This window comes from Kitasatospora sp. NPDC058032 (genome assembly GCF_042885845.1).
Taxonomy (GTDB): domain Bacteria; phylum Actinomycetota; class Actinomycetes; order Streptomycetales; family Streptomycetaceae; genus Kitasatospora.
On the sequence record NZ_JBHVRK010000013.1, the window covers coordinates 179,544 to 197,947 of the forward strand.

Below are 18,404 nucleotides of genomic sequence, written 5' to 3' on the forward strand. Positions count from 1 at the left end.
CGACTCACCGAAACGCCGAGGTCGACGGCGTTCAGGCCGAGTCGAGGAGTGAACCGGAACGATGACGGACAGCAAGCGGATCGGGCGGCGCGGACTGCTGGCGGCGGCGGCGACGGCGGTGGCGGCAGTGGCGGTAGTGGCGGCAGTGGCCGTGCCGGCCCCGGTGGCGGCGGTCGCCGCCCCGGTGGGACCGGCGGCCACGGCGGAGGTGAACGCCGAGTACGCCCGCCGGGCCGAGGTCGTGCGCGCTCTGGAGAGCGTCGCCCAGCCGCTGCGCACCACGGAAGCCGGCGGCCGCACCGCCGACCTGAACGCGCTGGGCGCGATGATCGGCGACGCCAAGGTGGTCGGCCTCGGCGAGGCCACCCACGGCTCGCACGAGTTCTTCGCGATGAAGCAGCGGCTCTTCCGCTACCTGGTCGAGGAGAAGGGCTTCACCAGCTTCGCCCTGGAGACCAGCTGGACCAGCGGTCTGCAGATCGACGAGTACGTCCAGGGCGGGCCGGGAGACGCCCGGCAGCTCGTCAAGGAGGTCCTGGGCGGCAGCCCGTGGGAGCGCGAGGAGTTCGCCGACCTGATCGCCTGGATGCGGGCCCACAACCGGAGCCACCCGAAGAACCCGGTCCACTTCGTGGGTGACGACCTCGGCCTCCCGAGGCTCGGCGACCCGGCCTTCGACCGGGTCACCTCCTACGTGCGGCAGGCCAGGCCTGCCGCTCTCCCGCAGCTCGACGGGCTCTACGCCGGCCTGCGGCCCCTGGACGACCTCTTCGCCTACATCGGCAGGCCGGTCGCCGAGCGCCGGGCGAACGCCGCCACGGCCCGGCAGGCGCTCGACCTGGTCACCGCGAGCGGCACCCCCGGCGACGACGCGTACGAGTGGGCCGTGCAGCACGCCCGCAACATCGCCCAGACCTTCGCCTTCGCCACCTTCGACCTCGGCGACCCGGCCTCCGTCGCGGCCTCGGAGCAGCTGCGCGACCGGGCGATGGCCGAGAACACCGCCTGGTGGCAGCGCCGCACCGGCGGCAAGGTGCTGATGTCGGCGCACAACGGCCACGCCGGCTACCTGTCCACCGACACCTTCCTGTACCCCGAGCCGCAGGGCTCCCAGCTGCGCGACACCTACGGCCGCGACTACGTGGCCATCGGCTTCACCTTCGACAGCGGCTCCTTCCTCACCACCGACGCGGTCCTGACCGGCGGCTGGAAGTCCGTCACCGTCCCGGCGGCCACTCCGGACATGAACGAGTACACCCTCGACCGGGTCCGCTACCGGGACTACTACGTCGACCTGCGCACCGCTCCCCGGGCGGCCCGGGACTGGCTGGACGTCAGCCGGCCCACCTACGACGCCGGCACGATCTTCGTCAAGGACCCCCTGCCGCGGCTCGCGATCGGCCGGGCCTACGACGTCCTCATCCATCTGAACCAGGTCACCGAGGCGCGCAGGTTCTGATCGGGTCCGCTCCGACCGGGGCCGTGCCGGGCCCCGGTCGGGATGCGGCGCGCGCCGGCGCGGCGGCGCGGTCCGGAGGGGCGTCAGCCGGTCTTCTCCACCCGGGCGCTCCAGCGCTGCTCGACGTTGCCGAGCCGCCAGTAGCCGAGGGCGCAGGCCCAGACGACGACGAACAGGCCGACGATGACGTAGCCGACGTTGTCGAGACTGATGTCGGCGATCCAGGTGGTGACGGGGTCGGTGAGGTCGAGCTTCTCGTGCAGCACGCCGACGAGCTCGATGGTGCCGATCAGGAAGGCGACGGCGATCGACAGGCCGGTGATCGTGAGGTTGTAGTAGACCTTGCGGACCGGGTTGGAGAACGCCCAGTGGTAGGCGAAGTTCATGAAGGTGCCGTCGAGGGTGTCGAACAGGCTCATGCCGCAGGCGAAGAGCAGCGGCAGGCAGAGGATCGCGTACCAGGGCAGCCCCGAGGCGGCGCCGGAGCCGGCCATCACCATCAGGGTGACCTCGGTGGCGGTGTCGAAGCCGAGGCCGAAGAGCACACCGAGCGGGTACATCTGGCCGGGGCGGGTGATGGACTTGGTGAGGCGGCCGAGGAAGCGGTTCATGAAGCCGCGCTCGTCGAGGTGCTTCTCCAGCTGGCGCTCGTCGAACTGCCCGGCCCGCATGGCCTTGTAGACCTTGTGGATCCCGGCCAGGGCGAACAGGTTGAGGGCGGCGATCAGGTACAGGAAGGTGCCGGAGACACCGGTGCCGATGACGCCCAGGACGCCGCGGACGGTGGACTGGTCGTCGACCAGCGTGCCGGCGAACCGGGCACCGCCGGCGACCAGGGCGGCCATCGCCAGGACGATGCTGGAGTGGCCGAGCGCGAACCAGAAGCCGACCGAGATCGGGCGCTGGCCGTCGGCCATCAGCTTGCGGGTGGTGTTGTCGATGGCGGCGATGTGGTCGGCGTCGAAGGCGTGCCGCATGCCGAGGGTGTAGGCGGTGATGCCCAGGCCGACGCCGAACACCTGGGTGCCGACCTCGTACTTCTCCGGGGCGACCAGCAGGAACAGCGTGCCGAAGGCGACGACGTGCATGGCGGCGATGACGGCCAGCAGGCCGCCGGTGCGGACGGTGTCCCCGCGCTGCCAGCGCGGGGCCCTGGGCAGGGTCGATGACGACGTGTCGTCGGTGAGGGTCATGACGGGCGGCCTCTCCAGCTCCTCGATGGGGGGCACCCCCGGGCGGGGCCGGGGGGTACTGCGCGCGCCGTGGCCGGTCTCCTGGCTTCGGGTGTACCGCCGCACCCGCGTCCGGGCAGGGCGGAGCGCACCCCTGACTCGTCTTCCCGTGTGCCGTACGGCACCGGTGACTGCCCGCGTCGGTCGCGGGCACGTCGGGGGTACTTCCCTTCACAGTGGCGAGGGCCGCGCCGGATTGGGCCCTGACGGGCCGCCACCGGTCTTCCCGAGCACCACGGCGGGGAACACCGTAGGGGCTGGGCCCTCCTGCCGACAAGGCTGTGCAGTTGCGTGCCCGTCGCAACAGGGCGGGTCCGCACGGTCGAGGGGGTGGTTCTGACCTGGAGCGATCCTTCCTCCGGCCGGTCCCCGTTGATGACCGATGAGCCGTCGCCCGGCCGGGCGACGGCTCATCACGGTCTGCGGCGCGGGGCGCGCCGCCGGGTGGGGGCTGCTCAGCGCAGGCCGGCGAAGAGGTCGTTCTCGGGGAGCTCCGCATCGGTGGTGTCGTGGACCCGGACGAAGGTCTCCACGCCCATCAGCTGGGTGAACTTCTCCTTGCCCATCTTCAGGAAGAAGATGTTCTCGCCCTGGCTGGCGTGCGCGGCCAGCGCGTCGAACTTCTGGCCGCCGAACGCGGTGGTGTCCACCCAGGTGGTGATCTCCTCGTCGGGGAGGCCGATCTCGGGCATCTCCGACTCCCCGGAGCCCGGCTCCTCGGAACCCGGCTCCTCCCAGTCCGCGCCGAGCTCGCGCATGACCTCCCCGAACCGCGCCATCATCGAGCGGGGGGCCGTCGTCCAGTACACCTTCGGCGTCGTGCCGGCCAGCTCCAGCGCCCGCGACGTGATGCGGTTGGCCTGGATGTGGTCGGGGTGGCCGTAGAAGCCGTTCTCGTCGTAGGTCACGACGACGTCGGGCCGGTAGCGCCGCATCAGTTCGGCGAGGCGGGCGGCCGCCTCGTCCACCGGCGTGGTCCAGAACGAGCCGGGCGCGTCGTTGGCGGCCCAGCCCATCATCCCGGAGTCCGCGTAGTCGAGCATTTCGAGGTGGTCGACCTTGAGGACCTCGCAGCTGGCCTCCAGCTCCTGACGGCGCATCGCGGCGACGGCCGCCGGGTCGTGTCCGGCCTCGCCGGGCTTGACTCCTCCCGGGCCGTCTCCGCAGGCGCCGTCGGTACAGGTGACGAGCACCGTCCGGATGCCCTCGGCCGCGTAGCGGGCGAGCACACCGCCCGTGCCGGTGGCCTCGTCGTCGGGGTGGGCGTGCACGGCCATCAGGGTCAGGGGCCGGTCGGTCATGGGGGCTCATCCTTAGGTCTGCCGAGTGTTCGGCCTCGGTCTGCGGCACGGGGCCGACAGAGCGCGGTCCGCCGTGTTTCTGATCGACTGTTGGGAACGAGGGAGCCGCGGTCCCCTATTCCGGGGAGCCGGGCCCGCTCGGATCGGCCGCCGCGTTCCGGGCGATGGCCTCGGCCAACTGGTCGAACGTGCGGTTCAGTACCGACCGGCGTGCCTCCTTGAACCCCGGGGAGGGCTCCAGGCCGTCGATGCTCCGCTCCCAGACGGCCATGAACGTCGTCTTCCACTGCATGATCACGCGGGCCTCCGGCAGGTCGCCGGCGCCGTGGCCGGCCCGGGCGAGGGAGAACAGCAGCTCCAGGTTGCACGGCACGGCGACGCCCCAGTACTCGTCGGGTTCGAGCTCGACGGGGTCGCCCGCCATCGCCTGGGCGACCTCGTCGACGAGCCGGTCGATGACGAGCGACAGGTGGTCCAGGGCCGTGTCGCTCTCGAAGTTCCCGCTGCCCCACGTGCCCACAAGGTCTCCTTCGAAGGGTCCCGCTGTCCGTCCCGGTGTCTGTCCCGCTCATCGAAGCAGACCGCACTGACATCGCCGGGGGGCGGCCGTCCCGCCGAACCCGTCGACCGGTGGGCGCCCCGCTCACCCGGCCCGGCCGTCGGCCTCCCCGTGGTCCGGCGCCGGGCCCTCCGGCTCCCCGCCGCTCCGCTCCGGGCCCTCCGGCTCCGTAGCGCCCGTGTCGTGGAACGAGACGTCCACCCGCTGTTCGGGCCGGCGCTCCTCCTGCCGGGCGACGAAGGCGAGCACGTCCAGGTCGGCGGCGGTCAGCGGCGGCTGGAGCAGGCTGCGCGGCCAGAGCCGGCGGGCGAGCACCACGTCGGTCTCCGCCGCGTACACGGTGACCTGCGCGGTCAGGTAGAGCCAGAAGAGCAGGCCGATCACGGTGGCGAAGAAGCCGTAGACCTGCCCGGCGTGCCGCAGCTCGTGCGCGACCAGCAGCGAGCCGAACGCCTGCAGCGCGGTGAACAACGGCCCGGCCGGCAGACAGCCCGGCCACAGCGACCGGGTCGGCACGTCGCGCGGGGTGAGCACCCGGAAGCAGGCCAGGCACAGCGCCGTGTTCAGCAGCGCCGAGACGACGAGCGCCCCGATCCGCGCGGGCAGCCCGCCCAGCGCGGTGCCGACGAGCGTGGCGCCGGCCGTGGTCAGCACCAGCCCGGTGCCCAGGACGGCGAACAGCAGCAGTCCCCGCGCCAGCCGGGGGAAGTAGCCGGGCCGCCGCACACCGGGCACGTTCCAGATCTCGGCCATCGCGTGCTGGAGCACCTGGGTGACGCCGAGCGCGCCGTAGAGCAGGCCGAGCACACCGATGACCAGCGCCAGTCCGCTGCCCTGGAGCGAGTGGGTGCTCTGGCGCAGCTGGTCGCCGATGATCGGGAAGTCGGCGAGCGCGGAGTTGACGACCGCCTGCTGCGCCCCGGGGTGACCGTGCAGGACGAAGCCGAGCACGGTGCTGAGCAGGAGCAGCAGCGGGATCAGGGCGACGAAGCCGTAGTAGGTGAGCAGCGCGCAGAGCAGACCGCCGCGGTCGTCCCCGTACTTCTTGATCACCCCGAAGACGAAGGCGGGCGGGCGGTGGCGCTGCTGGAAGCGGTCCACCGCGCGCAGGGCGCGTTCGATCGGATTCACGCCCGCGCGTCTGCCCCAGCCGCGCGACGGGACACCTGGACGCGCGCCCTCCCAACCGCCGAGACCGCCTCGCCGCCTCATTGCTCCGGGCAGACGGTGGAGCCCACCAGGTGCTCGGTCAGGCCCTCCCGCCCGCCCTCGGCGTACCAGCGGCGCTGGCGGTCGGCGCCGCTGCCCTCGCGCTCGTAGCGCTCCCACAGTTCCGCGATCCGCCCGCTGTCCCCCGTGGCCAGCAGTCCGGGGGCGACGTGGGAACGGAACTCCCGGACCACCTCGGCGCCGGGCCGGGCGGTGCCGCTGACCGGGGAGACCAGCCGGCCGCGCGGGCCGGTCCGGGCGGCGTGCCAGGTCGCCGCGCGCAGCAGTTCCCCGGGCACCGCCGGGCGCGGCTCCCCGGCCCGCTCGTCCAGGACGGCGCGGACCACCAGGCCCCGGATCAGGCCGGCGAACAGTTCGGCGTCGGTGACCGTCAGCTGGACGTCGGCGGCGCGCACCTCGACCGTCGGGTAGCGGCTGGAGAGCCGGGCGTGCCAGTGGAGCTGGCCCGCGTCCGCGATCGCTCCGCTCCTCAGCAGCGCGGCCACCCGCCGTCGGTGGTCCGCGGCATCGACGAAGGCGGGCGGCGGGCCGCCGACGGCCCACTGGTCGAAGCGGACCGTCCGCCAGCTGGCGAAGTGGGTGTCCCGGCCACGGAAGTACGGCGAGTTGCCGGAGAGCGCGATCAGCACCGGCAGCCAGGGCCGCAGCCGCACCAGCGCGCCCAGGCGCACCTCCTCGTCCTCGACGCCGACGTGCACGTGCATGCCGTTCAGCATCAGGTCGTCGACCAGCGCGGGCGCCTGCCGGCGGGCCAGCCGGTAGCGGGTGCCGTCCGTGACGGGCACCGGATCGTCCAGCCCGAACGGCGCCGAGCCGACCGGGACGACCCGGCAGCCGTGCTGCGCGGCGGCCGCGTTCAGCCCGGCGCGCACGCGTGACAGATGGCGGACCACCGCCGCGAGGTCCTCGCAGACCGGGGTGGCCGTCTCGACCTGGACCTGGAGCAACTCGTGCTGGGCCTCGCTCGGCCGCAGCGCCGGTGCAAGATCGGCGGCGGCGAGCACCTCGGCCGCCCGGGGGAGCGGGGTGCCGTCCCGCGGGTCGACCAACAGGTACTCTTCCTCGACTCCGAGTGTCAGCATGGCCCCTCCGCTACCCGCGACCGCCTGTCCCACGCCCTCCGTCACCCAAGGGTCTGCACCTGCTCGCCCTCGCCCTCGGTGTCGATGTGGGGCAGGATCCGGTCGAGGAAGCGCGGCGTCCACCAGGCGGCGGCGCCCAGCAGGGTCATCACGGCGGGCACCAGCAGCAGGCGCACGATCGTGGCGTCGACCAGCACGCTGACGGCCAGACCGAGGCCCATCATCTTGATCACGATGTTGTCGCTGACGATGAACGCGGCGAACACGCTGACCATGATCAGCGCGGCGCAGGTGATCACCCGGGCGGTGATCTCCAGGGCGTGCGCGACGGCGTCGTGCGGGCGGCCGGTGCGCACCCACGCCTCGTGCACACGGGAGAGCAGGAAGATCTCGTAGTCCATGCTCAGTCCGAAGACGATGGCGAACATCATCATCGGCACGTAGCTCTCGATCGGCACCTTCCCGGCCACCCCGAGCGCCGGCCCGCCCCAGCCCCACTGGAAGACCGCCACCACCACCCCGTACGAGGCCGCGATCGACAGCAGGTTGAGCACGGCGGCCTTGACGGCGACCAGCAGGCCGCGGAAGACGGCCAGGATGATCAGGAAGGCGAGCCCGACGACCACCGCGATGATCAGCACCAGCCGGCTGGACACGATGTCCAGGAAGTCCACCTGGGCCGCGGTGTTGCCGGTCACGTAGGTCTTCGCGCCGGTGCCGGCCACGGCGTCCGGCAGTACGGTGTCCGACAGCCGGTTCACCAGGTCGGTGGTGGCGCGGTCCTGCGGCGCGGTGGCCGGGACGACGGTGTTGAACAGCACCACGCCGTCGGGGCTGGTCTGCAGCGGGCCGACGCTCGCCGCGCCGGGCAGGCCGGTGAGGGCCTGCTGCACCGAGGCCTGGACGGCGGGGCGGTTGCCGGCCGGCACCGCGCCCTGGTCGACGACCAGGGTGAGTGGCCCGTTGGAGCCGGGGCCGAAGGCCTGGGACATCAGGTCGTAGGCGCGCCGGTCGGTGAAGTCGGTGGAGTCGGCGCCGTCGTCGATGTGGCCGAGTTGGATGGAGAACAGCGGGATCGACAGCACCCCGAGCGCGACCACGCCGGCGACCAGGTAGCGCCAGGGGTGCGCCTCCACCCGCCGGGCGTAGCGGTGCCAGGCGCCGGTGGCCTCCTCGCCGCGGGCACCGCCGCTCTCGGCGATCGGCCGGCGCATCGAGATCCGGTCCATGTGGCGGCCGATGAGCCCCATCAGCGCGGGCAGCAGGGTGAGCGCGCCGAGCACAGCCGTGACCACGGTGACCCCGGCGGCGGCCCCGAGCTTGGCGATGAAGGAGATGCCGGACACCGACAGCCCGGACAGTGCGATGATCACCGTGCAACCGGAGACCAGCACCGCGCGCCCGCTGGTGGCCACCGCCTGCCCGGCGGAGGCGACCGGGTCCACGCCGTCCATCAGGTTCTGCCGGTGCCGGGTGAGCAGGAACAGCGCGTAGTCGATGCCGACGCCGATGCCGATCATGGTCGCCAGGGTGGGCGCCACCGTCGCGAAGGTGGACAGCGCGGCGATCAGCCCCAGCACGCCGAGGCCGACCACCGCCGCGAACAGCGCCGTCAGCAGCGGCAGCCCGGCCGCGAGCAGGCTGCCGAAGCCGACCAGCAGCACCACGATCGCCACCGCGAAGCCGATCGCCTCGCTGGAGCGGTCGTCCGGCGCCGGCCGGGCCAGCTCGCCGAGCGGCCCGCCGTACTCCACCTGCACCCCGGCGGCCCGCAGCGGGGCGACGGCGGCGTCCACGCCGATCAGGTAGTCGTCGCCGAGCAGGGTGGGGTTGGTGTCGAACCGGACGGTGATGTAGCCGGTCAGCCCGTCGGCCGACAGCGGTCCGCCGGGCGGCGCGGGCTGCCCGGGCGGCGGCAGCGGGCTCTGCGCACCGAGCACGTGCGGCAGCGCCTGGAGCGCGGAGACGGCCTGGCCGATCTGCGTCTGGAAGCCGGTCAGCGGCGCGGCGTCGTGCAGCACCACCTGGGAGCTGGTGCCCGCGGCGGCCGGCTCGTGCGCCTGGAGGACCTCCTTGCCCTGCGCCGCCTGGGTGCCGGGCAGTGAGAAGTCGTCGGAGTAGGTGCCGCCGACCGTCCGGTTGGCGGCCTGGACGGCGGCCAGCGCCACGATCCACAGCACGATGACCAGCAGCGAGTGACGCGCGCACCACTCGCCCAGGCGGCGCAGGCCCGCACGCTTGGCCGCGGGCGTGGCGGCCGGTGCGGAGCGGCGGTCGGACGGCGGCATGGACGGCTCCCGGGGTCTCCGGCGCGGCTGCGCGCCGATCCGGCGCAGCGTTCCCCGGCGGGCCGCGCCGCGCACCGGTACCGGCGGGTAGTCGCCCCGGCGGCGGTGTGCGGCCGGACGCCCGGGCAGGGGCCGACCGCCGTCCGGCCGGCCCCTGCCCGGGCATCGGCGGCCGTCAGCGCACCGGAGCCGCCGTCTCCCGCAGTTCGCCGTCGGCCAGCCGCAGCCAGCGGGTGATGCCGATCCCGCTCAGGAAGCGCTCGTCGTGGCTCACCACCACGAACGCGCCCCGGTAGGCGTTCAGGGCGTTCTCCAACTGCCCGGTGCTGACCAGGTCGAGGTTGTTGGTCGGCTCGTCCAGCAGCAGCAGGTGCGGGGCCGGATCGGCGCAGAGCAGACAGGCCAGCGTGGCGCGCAGCCGCTCGCCGCCCGACAGCACCCCGACCGGCAGATGGGCCCGGGCCCCGCGGAACAGGAAGCGGGCGAGCAGGTTCATCCGCTCCGCCTCCGGCCGCTCCGGGGCGTACGCGGCGAAGTTTTCCGCGACGGTGCGGTCCGGGTCGAGCAGGTCCAGGCGCTGCGAGAGGTAGGCGACGCGCCCGTCGGCCTGCCGCAGCTCGCCGCCCCCGGGGGCGAGGTCGCCGGTGAGCAGGCGCAGCAGCGTGCTCTTGCCCGCGCCGTTGGGGCCGGTCAGCGCGATCCGCTCCGGGCCGCGGACGGTCAGGTCGACGCCGGCGCCGGTGAAGACCTCCCGCTCGCCGAGCCGCACGCGCAGCCCCTCGCCGAGGAACAGGGTGCGCCCGGCGGGCACCTGGGTGTCCGGCAGGTCCAGCACGATCCGCTGCTCCTCGCGCAGCGCCCGCCCGGCCTCGTCCAGGCGCGCCTTCGCCTCGCCGACCCGGCCGGCGTGCACCTGGCCGGCCCGTCCGGCGGCCTCCTGCGCGCCGCGCTTCATGTTCCCGGCGAAGATCTTCGGCAGGCCCGCGTTCTTGAGGTTGCGGGCGGCGTTGCTCTGCCGGCGGTCGGCCCGCTCGCGGGCCAGCTGCATCTCCCGCTTCTCCCGCTTCAGCTCCTGCTCGGCGTTGCGGACGTTCTTCTCGGCGACCTCCTGCTCGGCCCGTACGGCCTCCTCGTAGGCGGTGAAGTTGCCGCCGAACAGGCGCAGTTCGCCCCGGTCGAGTTCGGCGATCCGCTCCATCCGGTCGAGCAGTGCCCGGTCGTGGCTGACCAGCAGCAGGCAGCCGTGGTAGTCCTCCAGGGTGTCGTAGAGCCGGTGCCGGGCGTCCAGGTCGAGGTTGTTGGTGGGCTCGTCGAGCAGCAGTACGTCGGGCCGCTTCAGCAACTGGCCCGCCAGGCCCAGCGAGACGATCTGGCCGCCGCTGAGGGTGCGCAGCGTGCGGTCCAGGGTGAGCGAGCCCAGGCCCAGGCGGTCCAGCTGGGCGCGGGTGCGCTCCTCGATGTCCCAGTCGTCGCCGATGGCGGTGAAGTGCCGTTCGTCGACGTCCCCGGACTCCACCGCGTCGATGGCCCGGATGATCTCCGCGACGCCCAGCACCTCCGCGACGGTCAGCCCGGCGGTCAGCGGGAGGGTCTGCGGCAGGTACCCGAGGGTGCCGTCCACGGTGATCGACCCGGCGGTGGGCCGCAGCTCGCCGGCGATCAGCCGCAGCAGCGTGCTCTTGCCGCTGCCGTTGGGCGCGACCAGGCCGGTGCGGCCCGCGCCGACGGCGAAGGAGAGGTCCTGGAAGACGGGGGTGTCGTCGGGCCAGGAGAAGGACAGGGTGGAGCAGACGACGGAAGCGCCGGACATGAAGACGACCTCACGGGGTGACGGCTTCAGGGGCAGGGAAGGACACACCTGTCCCCTGAGTGGACGAGGGGGAGGAGGGGACGACAGCCGGGCCGCGGCAGCGGTGCTTCAGCGCACCGGCGAGCGGCCTGTCGGTCCGGGTATCACCCGGAGATGTCGTCGTCCACCACCATGTCCGGTCTCCTCGACGAAAGATCAACGTTCTCGCCACTGTAGCAGCACGGGCCCCGCGCCGCAGGTGGATGGATCCGCAGGGGGACAGCGGAGGCCCGTGCCGCCGGCCGGCGGAGCTTCAGAGCCGGTCGGCGTCCAGGACGGCCCGCGCGAAGGCGGCGGGCGCCTCCTGCGGCACGTTGTGGCCGACCTCCGGCAGGGTGCGGTGCAGATAGGGCCCGGTGAAGTACTGCCGGTAGCCGGCGCCGTCGCCCGGCGCGGTGAACGGGTCGCGCCCGGCGTCGAGGGTGACGGTCGGCACGGCGATCCGCGGGCGCGCCGCGAGCCGCTCCTCCAGGCGGTCGTAGCGGCGCTCGCCGTCCGCCAGGCCCAGCCGCCAGCGGTAGTTGTGCACCACGATCGCGGCGTAGTCGGGATTGTCGAAGGCGGCGGCGGTGCGGGCGAAGACCGCGTCGTCGAACGGCCGGCTGGGGGACACGGTGTCCCAGACGAGCCGGCACAGGTCGTCGCGCCTGCGCGGATCCTCCATGGCGCGCCGGCCGCGCTCGGTGGCGAAGTAGAACTGGTACCACCAGGTGTGCTCGGCGGCGGCTGCCAGCGGTTCCTGCTGCGCCTTCACATCGGTGATGAGGTACCCGCTGACCGAGACCAGCGCCTTCACCCGCTCCGGCCACAGTGCGGCCAGGATGTCGGCGGTGCGCGAGCCCCAGTCGAAGCCGGCCAGCACGGCGCGCTCGACGCCCAGCGCGTCCAGCAGCGCCAGGACGTCCAGCGCGATCGCCGACTGCTGGGCGTTGCGGACGGTGCGGTCGGACAGGAAGCGGGTGCTGCCGTGCCCGCGCAGGTAGGGGACGACGACGCGGTAGCCGTGCGCGGCGAGCAGCGGGGCGACGTCGACGTAGCTGTGGATGCCGTACGGCCAGCCGTGCAGGCAGAGGACCACCGGGCCGTCGGCCGGGCCGTCCTCGGCGTAGCCGATGTCCAGCAGCCCGGCCCGGACCTGCGCCAGCCGGGCGAAGCCGGTGTGCGCCGTCGGCGCCGTGCGCGGTCCGGGGCCGCCGTCCGCCGCCTGCGCCGGCCCGGACCGGGCGGCCAGGGACAGCGCGGTGGTGCCCCCGCCGAGTCCGAGCGCCTTGGTGAAGGTGCGCCTGTCGATCATGCTCGTTCCCTCCGTGGTGCGGCCGGATCGGCCGGTACCAGCCACTGTCGGCGGTGAAGCGACCGCGCGCATCGGCCGATTGACGGTGGGACGGCTGTTCGGGTGGTGCCCCGGAAGGGTGTCATCCGCACCGCGAAGGCCCTCTCGACGCGGCGGACGCGCGGCGGCATGCTCGTCCCCGTGCACGGTCCGGACCGTGCCGCGTCCCTGCGCCGTACGACCGAAGGAGCCCCTGTGGACCGTCTCGTGCTGGACCCGACCGGCCGTGACCGCGACGCCGAGACCGCCGAGCTGCACGCGCGCGGACCGGCCACGCCCGTCGACATCCTGGGGGTGAAGGCCTGGGCGGTGGCCGACCCGGACCTGCTGGAGGAGTTGCTCAAGGACCCCCGGGTCTCCAAGGACGGCCGCCGGCACTGGCCCGAGCTCCCCGAGATCTCCTCCGGCTGGCCGCTGGCCCTCTGGGTGACCGTGCGCAGCATGTTCACCGCCCACGGCGCGGACCACCGGCGACTGCGCCGGCTGGTCGGCACGGCCTTCACGGCCCGCCGGATCAACGAGCTCGCCGGGCGCGTGGAGGAGCTGACGGAGGCCCTGCTGGACGACCTCGCCGCGACGCCGCCCGGTACGCCGGTCGACCTCCGCGAGCGCCTGGCCTACCCGTTGCCGATCCAGGTCATCGCCCAACTCCTCGGTCTGCCGCCCGAGTTGACGGATCGTTTCAGGGCCCATGTGGACGGCGCCTTCGACACCACGCTCACCCCGGCGGAGTCGGAGGCCAACGCGGTGGCCTTCTACGGGATGGTCGGCGAGCTGATCGCCGCCAAGCGCCGCGAGCCCGGCGACGACCTGACCTCCGCGCTGATCGCCGCCTGCGAGAGCGGGGCCGGGGACGGGGTCGACAGCGGTGCCGACGGCGGCGACGCCGGGCTGAGCGAACAGGAACTGCTCGACACCCTGCTGCTGGTGGTCTCGGCCGGCTACGAGACCACCGTGAACCTGATCGACAACGGCATCGCCAACCTGCTCACCCACCCCGACCAGCTCGCCCTGGTCCGCGAGGGCAAGGTCGGCTGGGAGGACGTGGTCGAGGAGACGCTGCGCCGCGACGCGCCCGTCGCCCACCTGCCGCTGCGCTACGCGGTGGAGGACATCGAGCTGCCGGGCGGGGTGACCGTCCGCCGCGGCGAGGCGATCCTCGCCTCCTACGCCGCCGCCGGTCGCCACCCCTCCCGGCACACCGACGGCGCCGTCTTCGACCTGACCCGGGCGGACAAGGACCACCTCGCCTTCGGTCACGGCGTGCACTTCTGCCTCGGCGCCCCGCTCGGCCGGCTGGAGGGCCGCACCGCCCTGAGCAGGCTCTTCGAGCGCTTCCCGGACCTCGTGCTCGCCCCGGACGCCGAGCTGCGGCCGGTGGAGTCGCTGATCTCCAACGGCCACCGCACGCTCCCCGTGCTGCTGCACGGCCCGCGGGCCTGACGGCGGGAACGCGGCCGCGCCGCCCCGGGCACCCTCCGGGACGGCGCGGCCGCGCGGGGCTCACTGGCCCATGACGTACTTGACGGTCGGTCCGGTGGTCCAGCCGCCGTCCACCGCCAGCTCGGCGCCGGTGACGTAGGAGGAGTCGTCGGAGAGCAGGAAGACCACGGCGGTGGCGATCTCCGGGGCCTCGCCGACCCGGCCCATCGGGGTGTTGGGGTAGTTGCCCTCGCCCCGCTGGATGCCGACCGAGGCCGTCATCGGCGTGTACGTCATGCCCGGGTGCACCGAGTTGACCCGGATCCGCTCGGTGCCCAGCTCGACCGCGCCGATCTTGCTGAGGCCGCGCACGCCCCACTTGGAGGCGCCGTAGCCGGCCGTCAGCGCCAGGCCCATCAGGCCGGCTGCCGAGGAGATGTTGACGATCGAGCCGCCGCCGGCCGCGCGCAGCGCCGGGACGACGGTCTTCATCCCGATGAACACACCGGTCAGGTTGACGTCCAGCACCCGGCGGAAGTGCTCGACGCTCTCGTCCGCCAGCAGCGTGCCGGTGGAGATGCCCGCGTTGTTGACCAGGCCGTGCACCGCGCCGAACTCCGCCACCGCGAAGTCCACCACGCGCTGCCACTCCTCCTCGGAGGTCACGTCGTGCCGGACGAACCGGGCCCGCTCGCCGAGCTCGGCGGCGGTGGTCCGGCCGTCGTCCTCCAGGACGTCGGTGATCACCACGTTGCCGCCGGCCGCGACGGCCAGCCGGGCGGCCTCGGCGCCGAGGCCGCGGGCGCCTCCGGTGATGATGACGGTCTTGCCGGTCAGGTCGTTCATGACGTGCTCCTTCGGGGGGCGGGGGCGGCGAGCATGGCGGCGGACACCGTCACCAGGTCGGCGAGGAAGGTCTCCTCGTCCGTCAGCGGCGCGGATCCGGCGAGGTACTGCTGCGCGCGGTCGGCGAGCGCCGCGCCGATCAGGGTGAGGACCAGGTCGAGCCGCTCCAGCCGGATCGGCTCCGGCAGCGCGGAGATCCGCTCCTCGGTCAGCTCGATCAGCCGCCAGTAGCCGCCGCCCGCCAGGGTGGGGTGCGGGGTCCGGGTGCGGACGCCGCTGTTGTGGCTGATCTGCGCGGAGATCCGCAGGCAGCGCCGGCCCTGCTCGGTACGCAGTTCGGTGGCCTCGGCGGTGACCAGCGCGCCGAGCAGTCCGGGCAGGTCCGCGTCCGCGAGCGCCGGCAGGTCCGGTGCGAGCGCCCGCTCGGTGCGCTCCTGGCGGGCGGCCATGATCGCGTCGAGCAGGCCCTCGCGGGAGCCGAAGTGGTACTGCACGGCGGACGGGTTGCTCTGCCCGGCCAGCCGGACGATGTCCTTGGTCAGCGAGGCCTCGACGCCCCGGGTCGCGAAGAGTTCCTCCGCGGCCCGCAGCAGCCTCTCGCGGGTCTCATGGCCCGCCGACGTTCTTGCCATACGACCAGATTAATACTGGGCATTATTAACGTCAATGAAGCAGAACGCCTCGGCCCCGCCGTCGCGGGACGGCGGGGCCGAGGGGCCGGAAGGGTGTCAGCAGCTGGTCGAGACGGTCACCCAGTGGTCCTGGTACCAGACCTCGATCTTGCACTTCTTGGGCGGCGCGGCCGTCGCCGAGGCGGTGGCGGCCGTGCCGACGGTCATGCCGCACACGGCGACGAGCGCGGCGAGCGCGGTGACCGCGCGCCGCCGACCGGTCCGGGGGGTGGTGGTCCGGGTGGTGGTCCTGGTGGCCAAGGCTGGTCCTCCTCCTGTGAGCCGACCCGCCGGGAGACGGCGCCGGTGGAACGAGGATGCGCCCCGGTCCCCACCCGAGGGAGGGCAGAGCGTGCCCTGGCGCAACGGCCTTCCCTGTGCGCAACGACGGCTCCCGCCGCGGACGTTCGGGTACCGCCACGGTCGGAGTTCCGTCCGCCGGTGTACGTCTCGCGGTGGATGGGTGGACAGCGGGGGCGGTGTGACAATCACTGCTGTGGATATCGCTGAAGCTCTCCGTGACTTCTTGGTCTCCCGGCGGGCGAGGCTTCGCCCCGACGAGGTCGGGCTGCCCGCCCACGGCATCCGCAGAGTGACCGGCCTGCGCCGCGAGGAGGTCGCCGCACTGGCGGCCCTGAGCGTGGAGCACTACACCCGGCTGGAACGGGGGCAGGCGTCGCGGGTCTCGGACGCCGTCCTCGACGCGGTGGCCGACGCCCTGCGGCTCAGCCCGGGGGAGCGCCGCTACCTGCGCGGCCTCGCCCGCCCGACCGACCGCGAGGAGGCCGGCCTTCCCCCGGACCGGCGGTCGGGCATCCAGCGGGTGCTGGACTCGATGCTCCTCACGCCTGCCTACCTGGTGGGCCGGGGCGGCTCGGTGCTGGCCTGGAACGGGCTGGCGGCGGCCGTGTTCATCGACTTCGCCCGCGTCCACCCGGACCGCCGCACCGTCGGGCGGCTGGTCTTCACCGACCCGCGCGCCCGCCGGGTGTTCGTCAACTGGGAGGAGAAGGCCCGCGAGACCGTGTCCTACCTCCGGGGCGAGGTCGGCACGTGGCCGCACGACCCCGGCCTCGCCCGGGAGATCGGCGAACTGCGGGCGTGCAGCGCGGTGTTCCGCCGGCTCTGGGCGGAGCAGGTGGTGCAGGAGAACGATCACGCGAACGTCCTGATCGCCTGCCCGGCGGTGGGCCTGCTCAGCCTCTCCGCCGAGGCGCTGCACCTCGCGGGACATCCGGACAAGGTGATGGCCGTGTACACCGCCGCCCCGGGATCCGGCTCCGAGCGGAGGCTGCGCCGGCTGGCCCGTGCCCTGGCGCCCGGGTCCGCGCCGTCCGCCGCGCGTGTTGCGGCGCCGCCGTCCGCCGACGGTCCGGCCGAGGTCTGACGGGGCGTCCGGGGCGTCCGGGGCGTCCGGGGCCTCACGGACCGTCCGGGCGCCCGTGGATCAGCTCAGGAAGCCCGCGTGCACGTGGTCGTGGTGGGTGTCGTCGGTGAAGAACTGGTTGGCCGTCGCACCGCCCGCCGGGAGCAGCGGCCCGCCGACGTTGTAGGAGCCGGCCGCGGCGGCGGCCCGCATGAAACCCTCGACCAGGTCGCGCGGAGTGGCCGGGTCGACCACGGCGTGGCCGTCGATCTGCCAGGTGTCGAAGGCCCGGCCGGCCGGGTGGTCGCTGGGCCGGTCGGTCCCGAACACGTTCAGCGGGTGACCCGAGCGGACCACGCTGACCTGGAAGGAGTAGGGGCCGGCCAGGGTGAGCATGGCCTGCAGCACGCTGTCGTGGACCGAGCCGCTGCGCAGGTCCGCGACGGCCGCCGGCGGCAGGACGATCCGGGGTTCGGCGAGCACCCGGCCGGCGAGCGCCGGCAGCTGCGGCGCGGCGGGCCCCGGATCGGCGGGATGGAGCGCGGTGACCGTCCAGCGGGGGCTCGCCGCACTCAGCCGGACGTCCACCGTCGTCCCGCCGGCGGTGACGGCGGAACCGGTGGCGGACCACTGGCGGCACACCACCAGGACGCTCGCCGAGTCCGCGAGGATGCCGCCGTACTGGGCGTCGATCACCTCCACCACCGCCTCGGCGTCGGCGGGCAGCAGCGGTCCCGCCTGGTCGGCGAGCTGCGGCGGGAGTCCGAGGGCCGCCACCCGTTCCCGGGCCGCGGCCGGTCCCTGCCCGCCCGGGCCCCAGGTGCCCAGCGCCTCGATCAGCTCGACCGCGCGCAGCTTGACGTCCGGCTGCACCTCGCCGGGCCCGGGGCGCCAGGGCGTGGCCGTCGGCAGGGTGGCGGAGGCCGTCGGCAGGGGTGTGGTCGTGGGCGCGCCGGCCGGGCCCGGGGGAGCCGGCGAGGTGGTCGCCGTGGCGCCTTCCCGGGAGCCGGCACCGTTCGAGCCGCCGTTCGAGCAGCCGCAGGCGGCGCCGAGCGCCACGCCGAGCCCGCCGACCAGGACGGCCCGCCGCCGCATCAGTGGAGCATGATCGCGCACGCGGTCCACTCTGCCCGCCGCCGCGTCCCTCCGCCGCCCGGCATGAGCCGAAAGAGAGCGCCTACGGCTTGACCAGGAAGTAGGCCGTGATCATCACCACGCAGGCCAGGAAGGTCTGCGCGACCATGGCCACCGGCCAGGTCCCGTCCTCGGACTCGCCCGCCTCCTCGGCCGCCATCAGGCGTTGCGCCAGCTTCCTGCGGTGCCCGACGGCCCCCAGCGGGAAGACCAGCACCGCCGAGGTGTACATCGCCAGCACGGTGGCCGGCTCCATCTGCTTCGCCGCGTAGCTCGCCAGCCCGAACAGCACCATGGCGACGGGTGCCAGCGCGGTCCGCACGCGGTACCCGGGAGTCGGCATGTGCGGCACCATGACGCACAGGTACACCCCCGTCGCCAGCAGCGCGACCCACCACCAGACGGCCACATCGAGCCCGAGCGGAGTCATCCCCAGCCCCCCTTGTCGAGGACGTTCGTTGACGTACGTCCCATCGCCGTCAGCGTAGTACTCCGCCTCGCTCCCACGATCACCGGGGACCGTCGCCGTGGGGGGGGGGGGGGGGGGGCCCCCCCCCCCCGGGGGGGGGGGGGGGGGGCCCCCCCGGGGGGGGGGGGGGGGCCCCCCCCCGCCCGCCCCCCCCCGCGCGGCG

General features: G+C 73.9%; 16 protein-coding genes and 1 riboswitch. Of the genes, 3 read left to right on the plus strand and 13 right to left on the minus strand.

Going from position 1 to position 18,404, the window contains the following annotated elements; all coding sequences use genetic code 11:
* Nucleotides 1-61 precede the first annotated feature (61 nt).
* On the plus strand, nt 62-1,459 hold the full coding sequence (locus ACFVUH_RS21945; RefSeq protein ID WP_387914997.1) for an erythromycin esterase family protein: 1,398 nt from the start codon (nt 62-64) through the stop codon (nt 1,457-1,459).
* 83 nt (nt 1,460-1,542) lie between these two features.
* Here ACFVUH_RS21945 and ACFVUH_RS21950 read toward each other — a convergent pair whose 3' ends face one another.
* The 8 genes from ACFVUH_RS21950 to ACFVUH_RS21985 form a co-directional block, all read right to left on the minus strand.
* The gene (locus ACFVUH_RS21950; protein WP_387914998.1) at nt 1,543-2,652 is read right to left on the minus strand and encodes a HoxN/HupN/NixA family nickel/cobalt transporter; all 1,110 of its coding nucleotides are present in this window, start codon (nt 2,650-2,652) and stop codon (nt 1,543-1,545) included.
* 53 nt (nt 2,653-2,705) lie between these two features.
* A riboswitch (cobalamin riboswitch) is annotated at nt 2,706-2,944 on the minus strand.
* Nucleotides 2,945-3,146: 202 nt separating this feature from the next.
* Nucleotides 3,147-3,992, minus strand: a complete 846-nt coding sequence (locus tag ACFVUH_RS21955) for a PIG-L family deacetylase (protein ID WP_387914999.1) — start codon at nt 3,990-3,992, stop codon at nt 3,147-3,149.
* A gap of 115 nt (nt 3,993-4,107) precedes the next feature.
* On the minus strand, nt 4,108-4,512 hold the full coding sequence (locus ACFVUH_RS21960; RefSeq protein WP_387915000.1) for a DUF4259 domain-containing protein: 405 nt from the start codon (nt 4,510-4,512) through the stop codon (nt 4,108-4,110).
* 123 nt (nt 4,513-4,635) lie between these two features.
* Entirely contained in the window at nt 4,636-5,682 is a 1,047-nt protein-coding gene (locus tag ACFVUH_RS21965; protein ID WP_387915001.1) for a YihY/virulence factor BrkB family protein, read from the minus strand.
* Between the two features lie 77 nt (nt 5,683-5,759).
* Nucleotides 5,760-6,863, minus strand: a complete 1,104-nt coding sequence (locus ACFVUH_RS21970; protein WP_387915002.1) for a glutamate--cysteine ligase — start codon at nt 6,861-6,863, stop codon at nt 5,760-5,762.
* A 41-nt stretch (nt 6,864-6,904) separates the two neighbouring features.
* Complete coding sequence (locus ACFVUH_RS21975) at nt 6,905-9,151, minus strand: MMPL family transporter (protein WP_387915003.1); 2,247 nt, start codon at nt 9,149-9,151, stop codon at nt 6,905-6,907.
* Nucleotides 9,152-9,326: 175 nt separating this feature from the next.
* Nucleotides 9,327-10,961 carry a ribosomal protection-like ABC-F family protein gene (gene abc-f / locus ACFVUH_RS21980; protein ID WP_387915004.1) on the minus strand — a complete coding sequence of 545 codons (1,635 nt, stop codon included), beginning with the start codon at nt 10,959-10,961 and terminating at the stop codon, nt 9,327-9,329.
* 292 nt (nt 10,962-11,253) lie between these two features.
* Nucleotides 11,254-12,294 (minus strand): alpha/beta fold hydrolase, encoded by a 1,041-nt coding sequence (locus tag ACFVUH_RS21985; protein ID WP_387915005.1) that lies wholly within the window; start codon nt 12,292-12,294, stop codon nt 11,254-11,256.
* A 234-nt stretch (nt 12,295-12,528) separates the two neighbouring features.
* On the opposite strand from ACFVUH_RS21985, the gene ACFVUH_RS21990 reads away from it, so the two are divergent.
* Nucleotides 12,529-13,776: a cytochrome P450 gene (locus tag ACFVUH_RS21990; protein ID WP_387915006.1), complete on the plus strand. Its 1,248-nt coding sequence runs from the start codon at nt 12,529-12,531 to the stop codon at nt 13,774-13,776.
* A gap of 60 nt (nt 13,777-13,836) precedes the next feature.
* On the opposite strand, the gene ACFVUH_RS21995 is transcribed toward ACFVUH_RS21990, so the two are convergent.
* The 3 genes from ACFVUH_RS21995 to ACFVUH_RS22005 form a co-directional block, all read right to left on the minus strand.
* Nucleotides 13,837-14,601: a glucose 1-dehydrogenase gene (locus tag ACFVUH_RS21995; RefSeq protein ID WP_355369307.1), complete on the minus strand. Its 765-nt coding sequence runs from the start codon at nt 14,599-14,601 to the stop codon at nt 13,837-13,839.
* Nucleotides 14,598-15,233, minus strand: coding sequence for a TetR family transcriptional regulator (locus ACFVUH_RS22000; protein WP_355369305.1), 636 nt, complete (start codon nt 15,231-15,233; stop codon nt 14,598-14,600). Before ACFVUH_RS22000 ends, ACFVUH_RS21995 begins: the two co-directional genes overlap by 4 nt.
* 96 nt (nt 15,234-15,329) lie before the next feature.
* The gene (locus ACFVUH_RS22005) at nt 15,330-15,533 is read right to left on the minus strand and encodes a hypothetical protein (RefSeq protein WP_355369303.1); all 204 of its coding nucleotides are present in this window, start codon (nt 15,531-15,533) and stop codon (nt 15,330-15,332) included.
* Nucleotides 15,534-15,768: 235 nt separating this feature from the next.
* On the opposite strand from ACFVUH_RS22005, the gene ACFVUH_RS22010 reads away from it, so the two are divergent.
* Entirely contained in the window at nt 15,769-16,659 is an 891-nt protein-coding gene (locus tag ACFVUH_RS22010; RefSeq protein WP_387915007.1) for a helix-turn-helix domain-containing protein, read from the plus strand.
* 60 nt (nt 16,660-16,719) lie between these two features.
* Here the strand turns inward: ACFVUH_RS22010 and ACFVUH_RS22015 are convergent, their stop codons facing one another.
* A complete protein-coding gene (locus ACFVUH_RS22015; protein ID WP_387915008.1) occupies nt 16,720-17,754 on the minus strand; it encodes a hypothetical protein in 1,035 nt (344 codons plus the stop codon).
* 61 nt (nt 17,755-17,815) lie between these two features.
* The gene (locus ACFVUH_RS22020) at nt 17,816-18,202 is read right to left on the minus strand and encodes a hypothetical protein (protein ID WP_387915009.1); all 387 of its coding nucleotides are present in this window, start codon (nt 18,200-18,202) and stop codon (nt 17,816-17,818) included.
* Nucleotides 18,203-18,404: the final 202 nt, after the last annotated feature.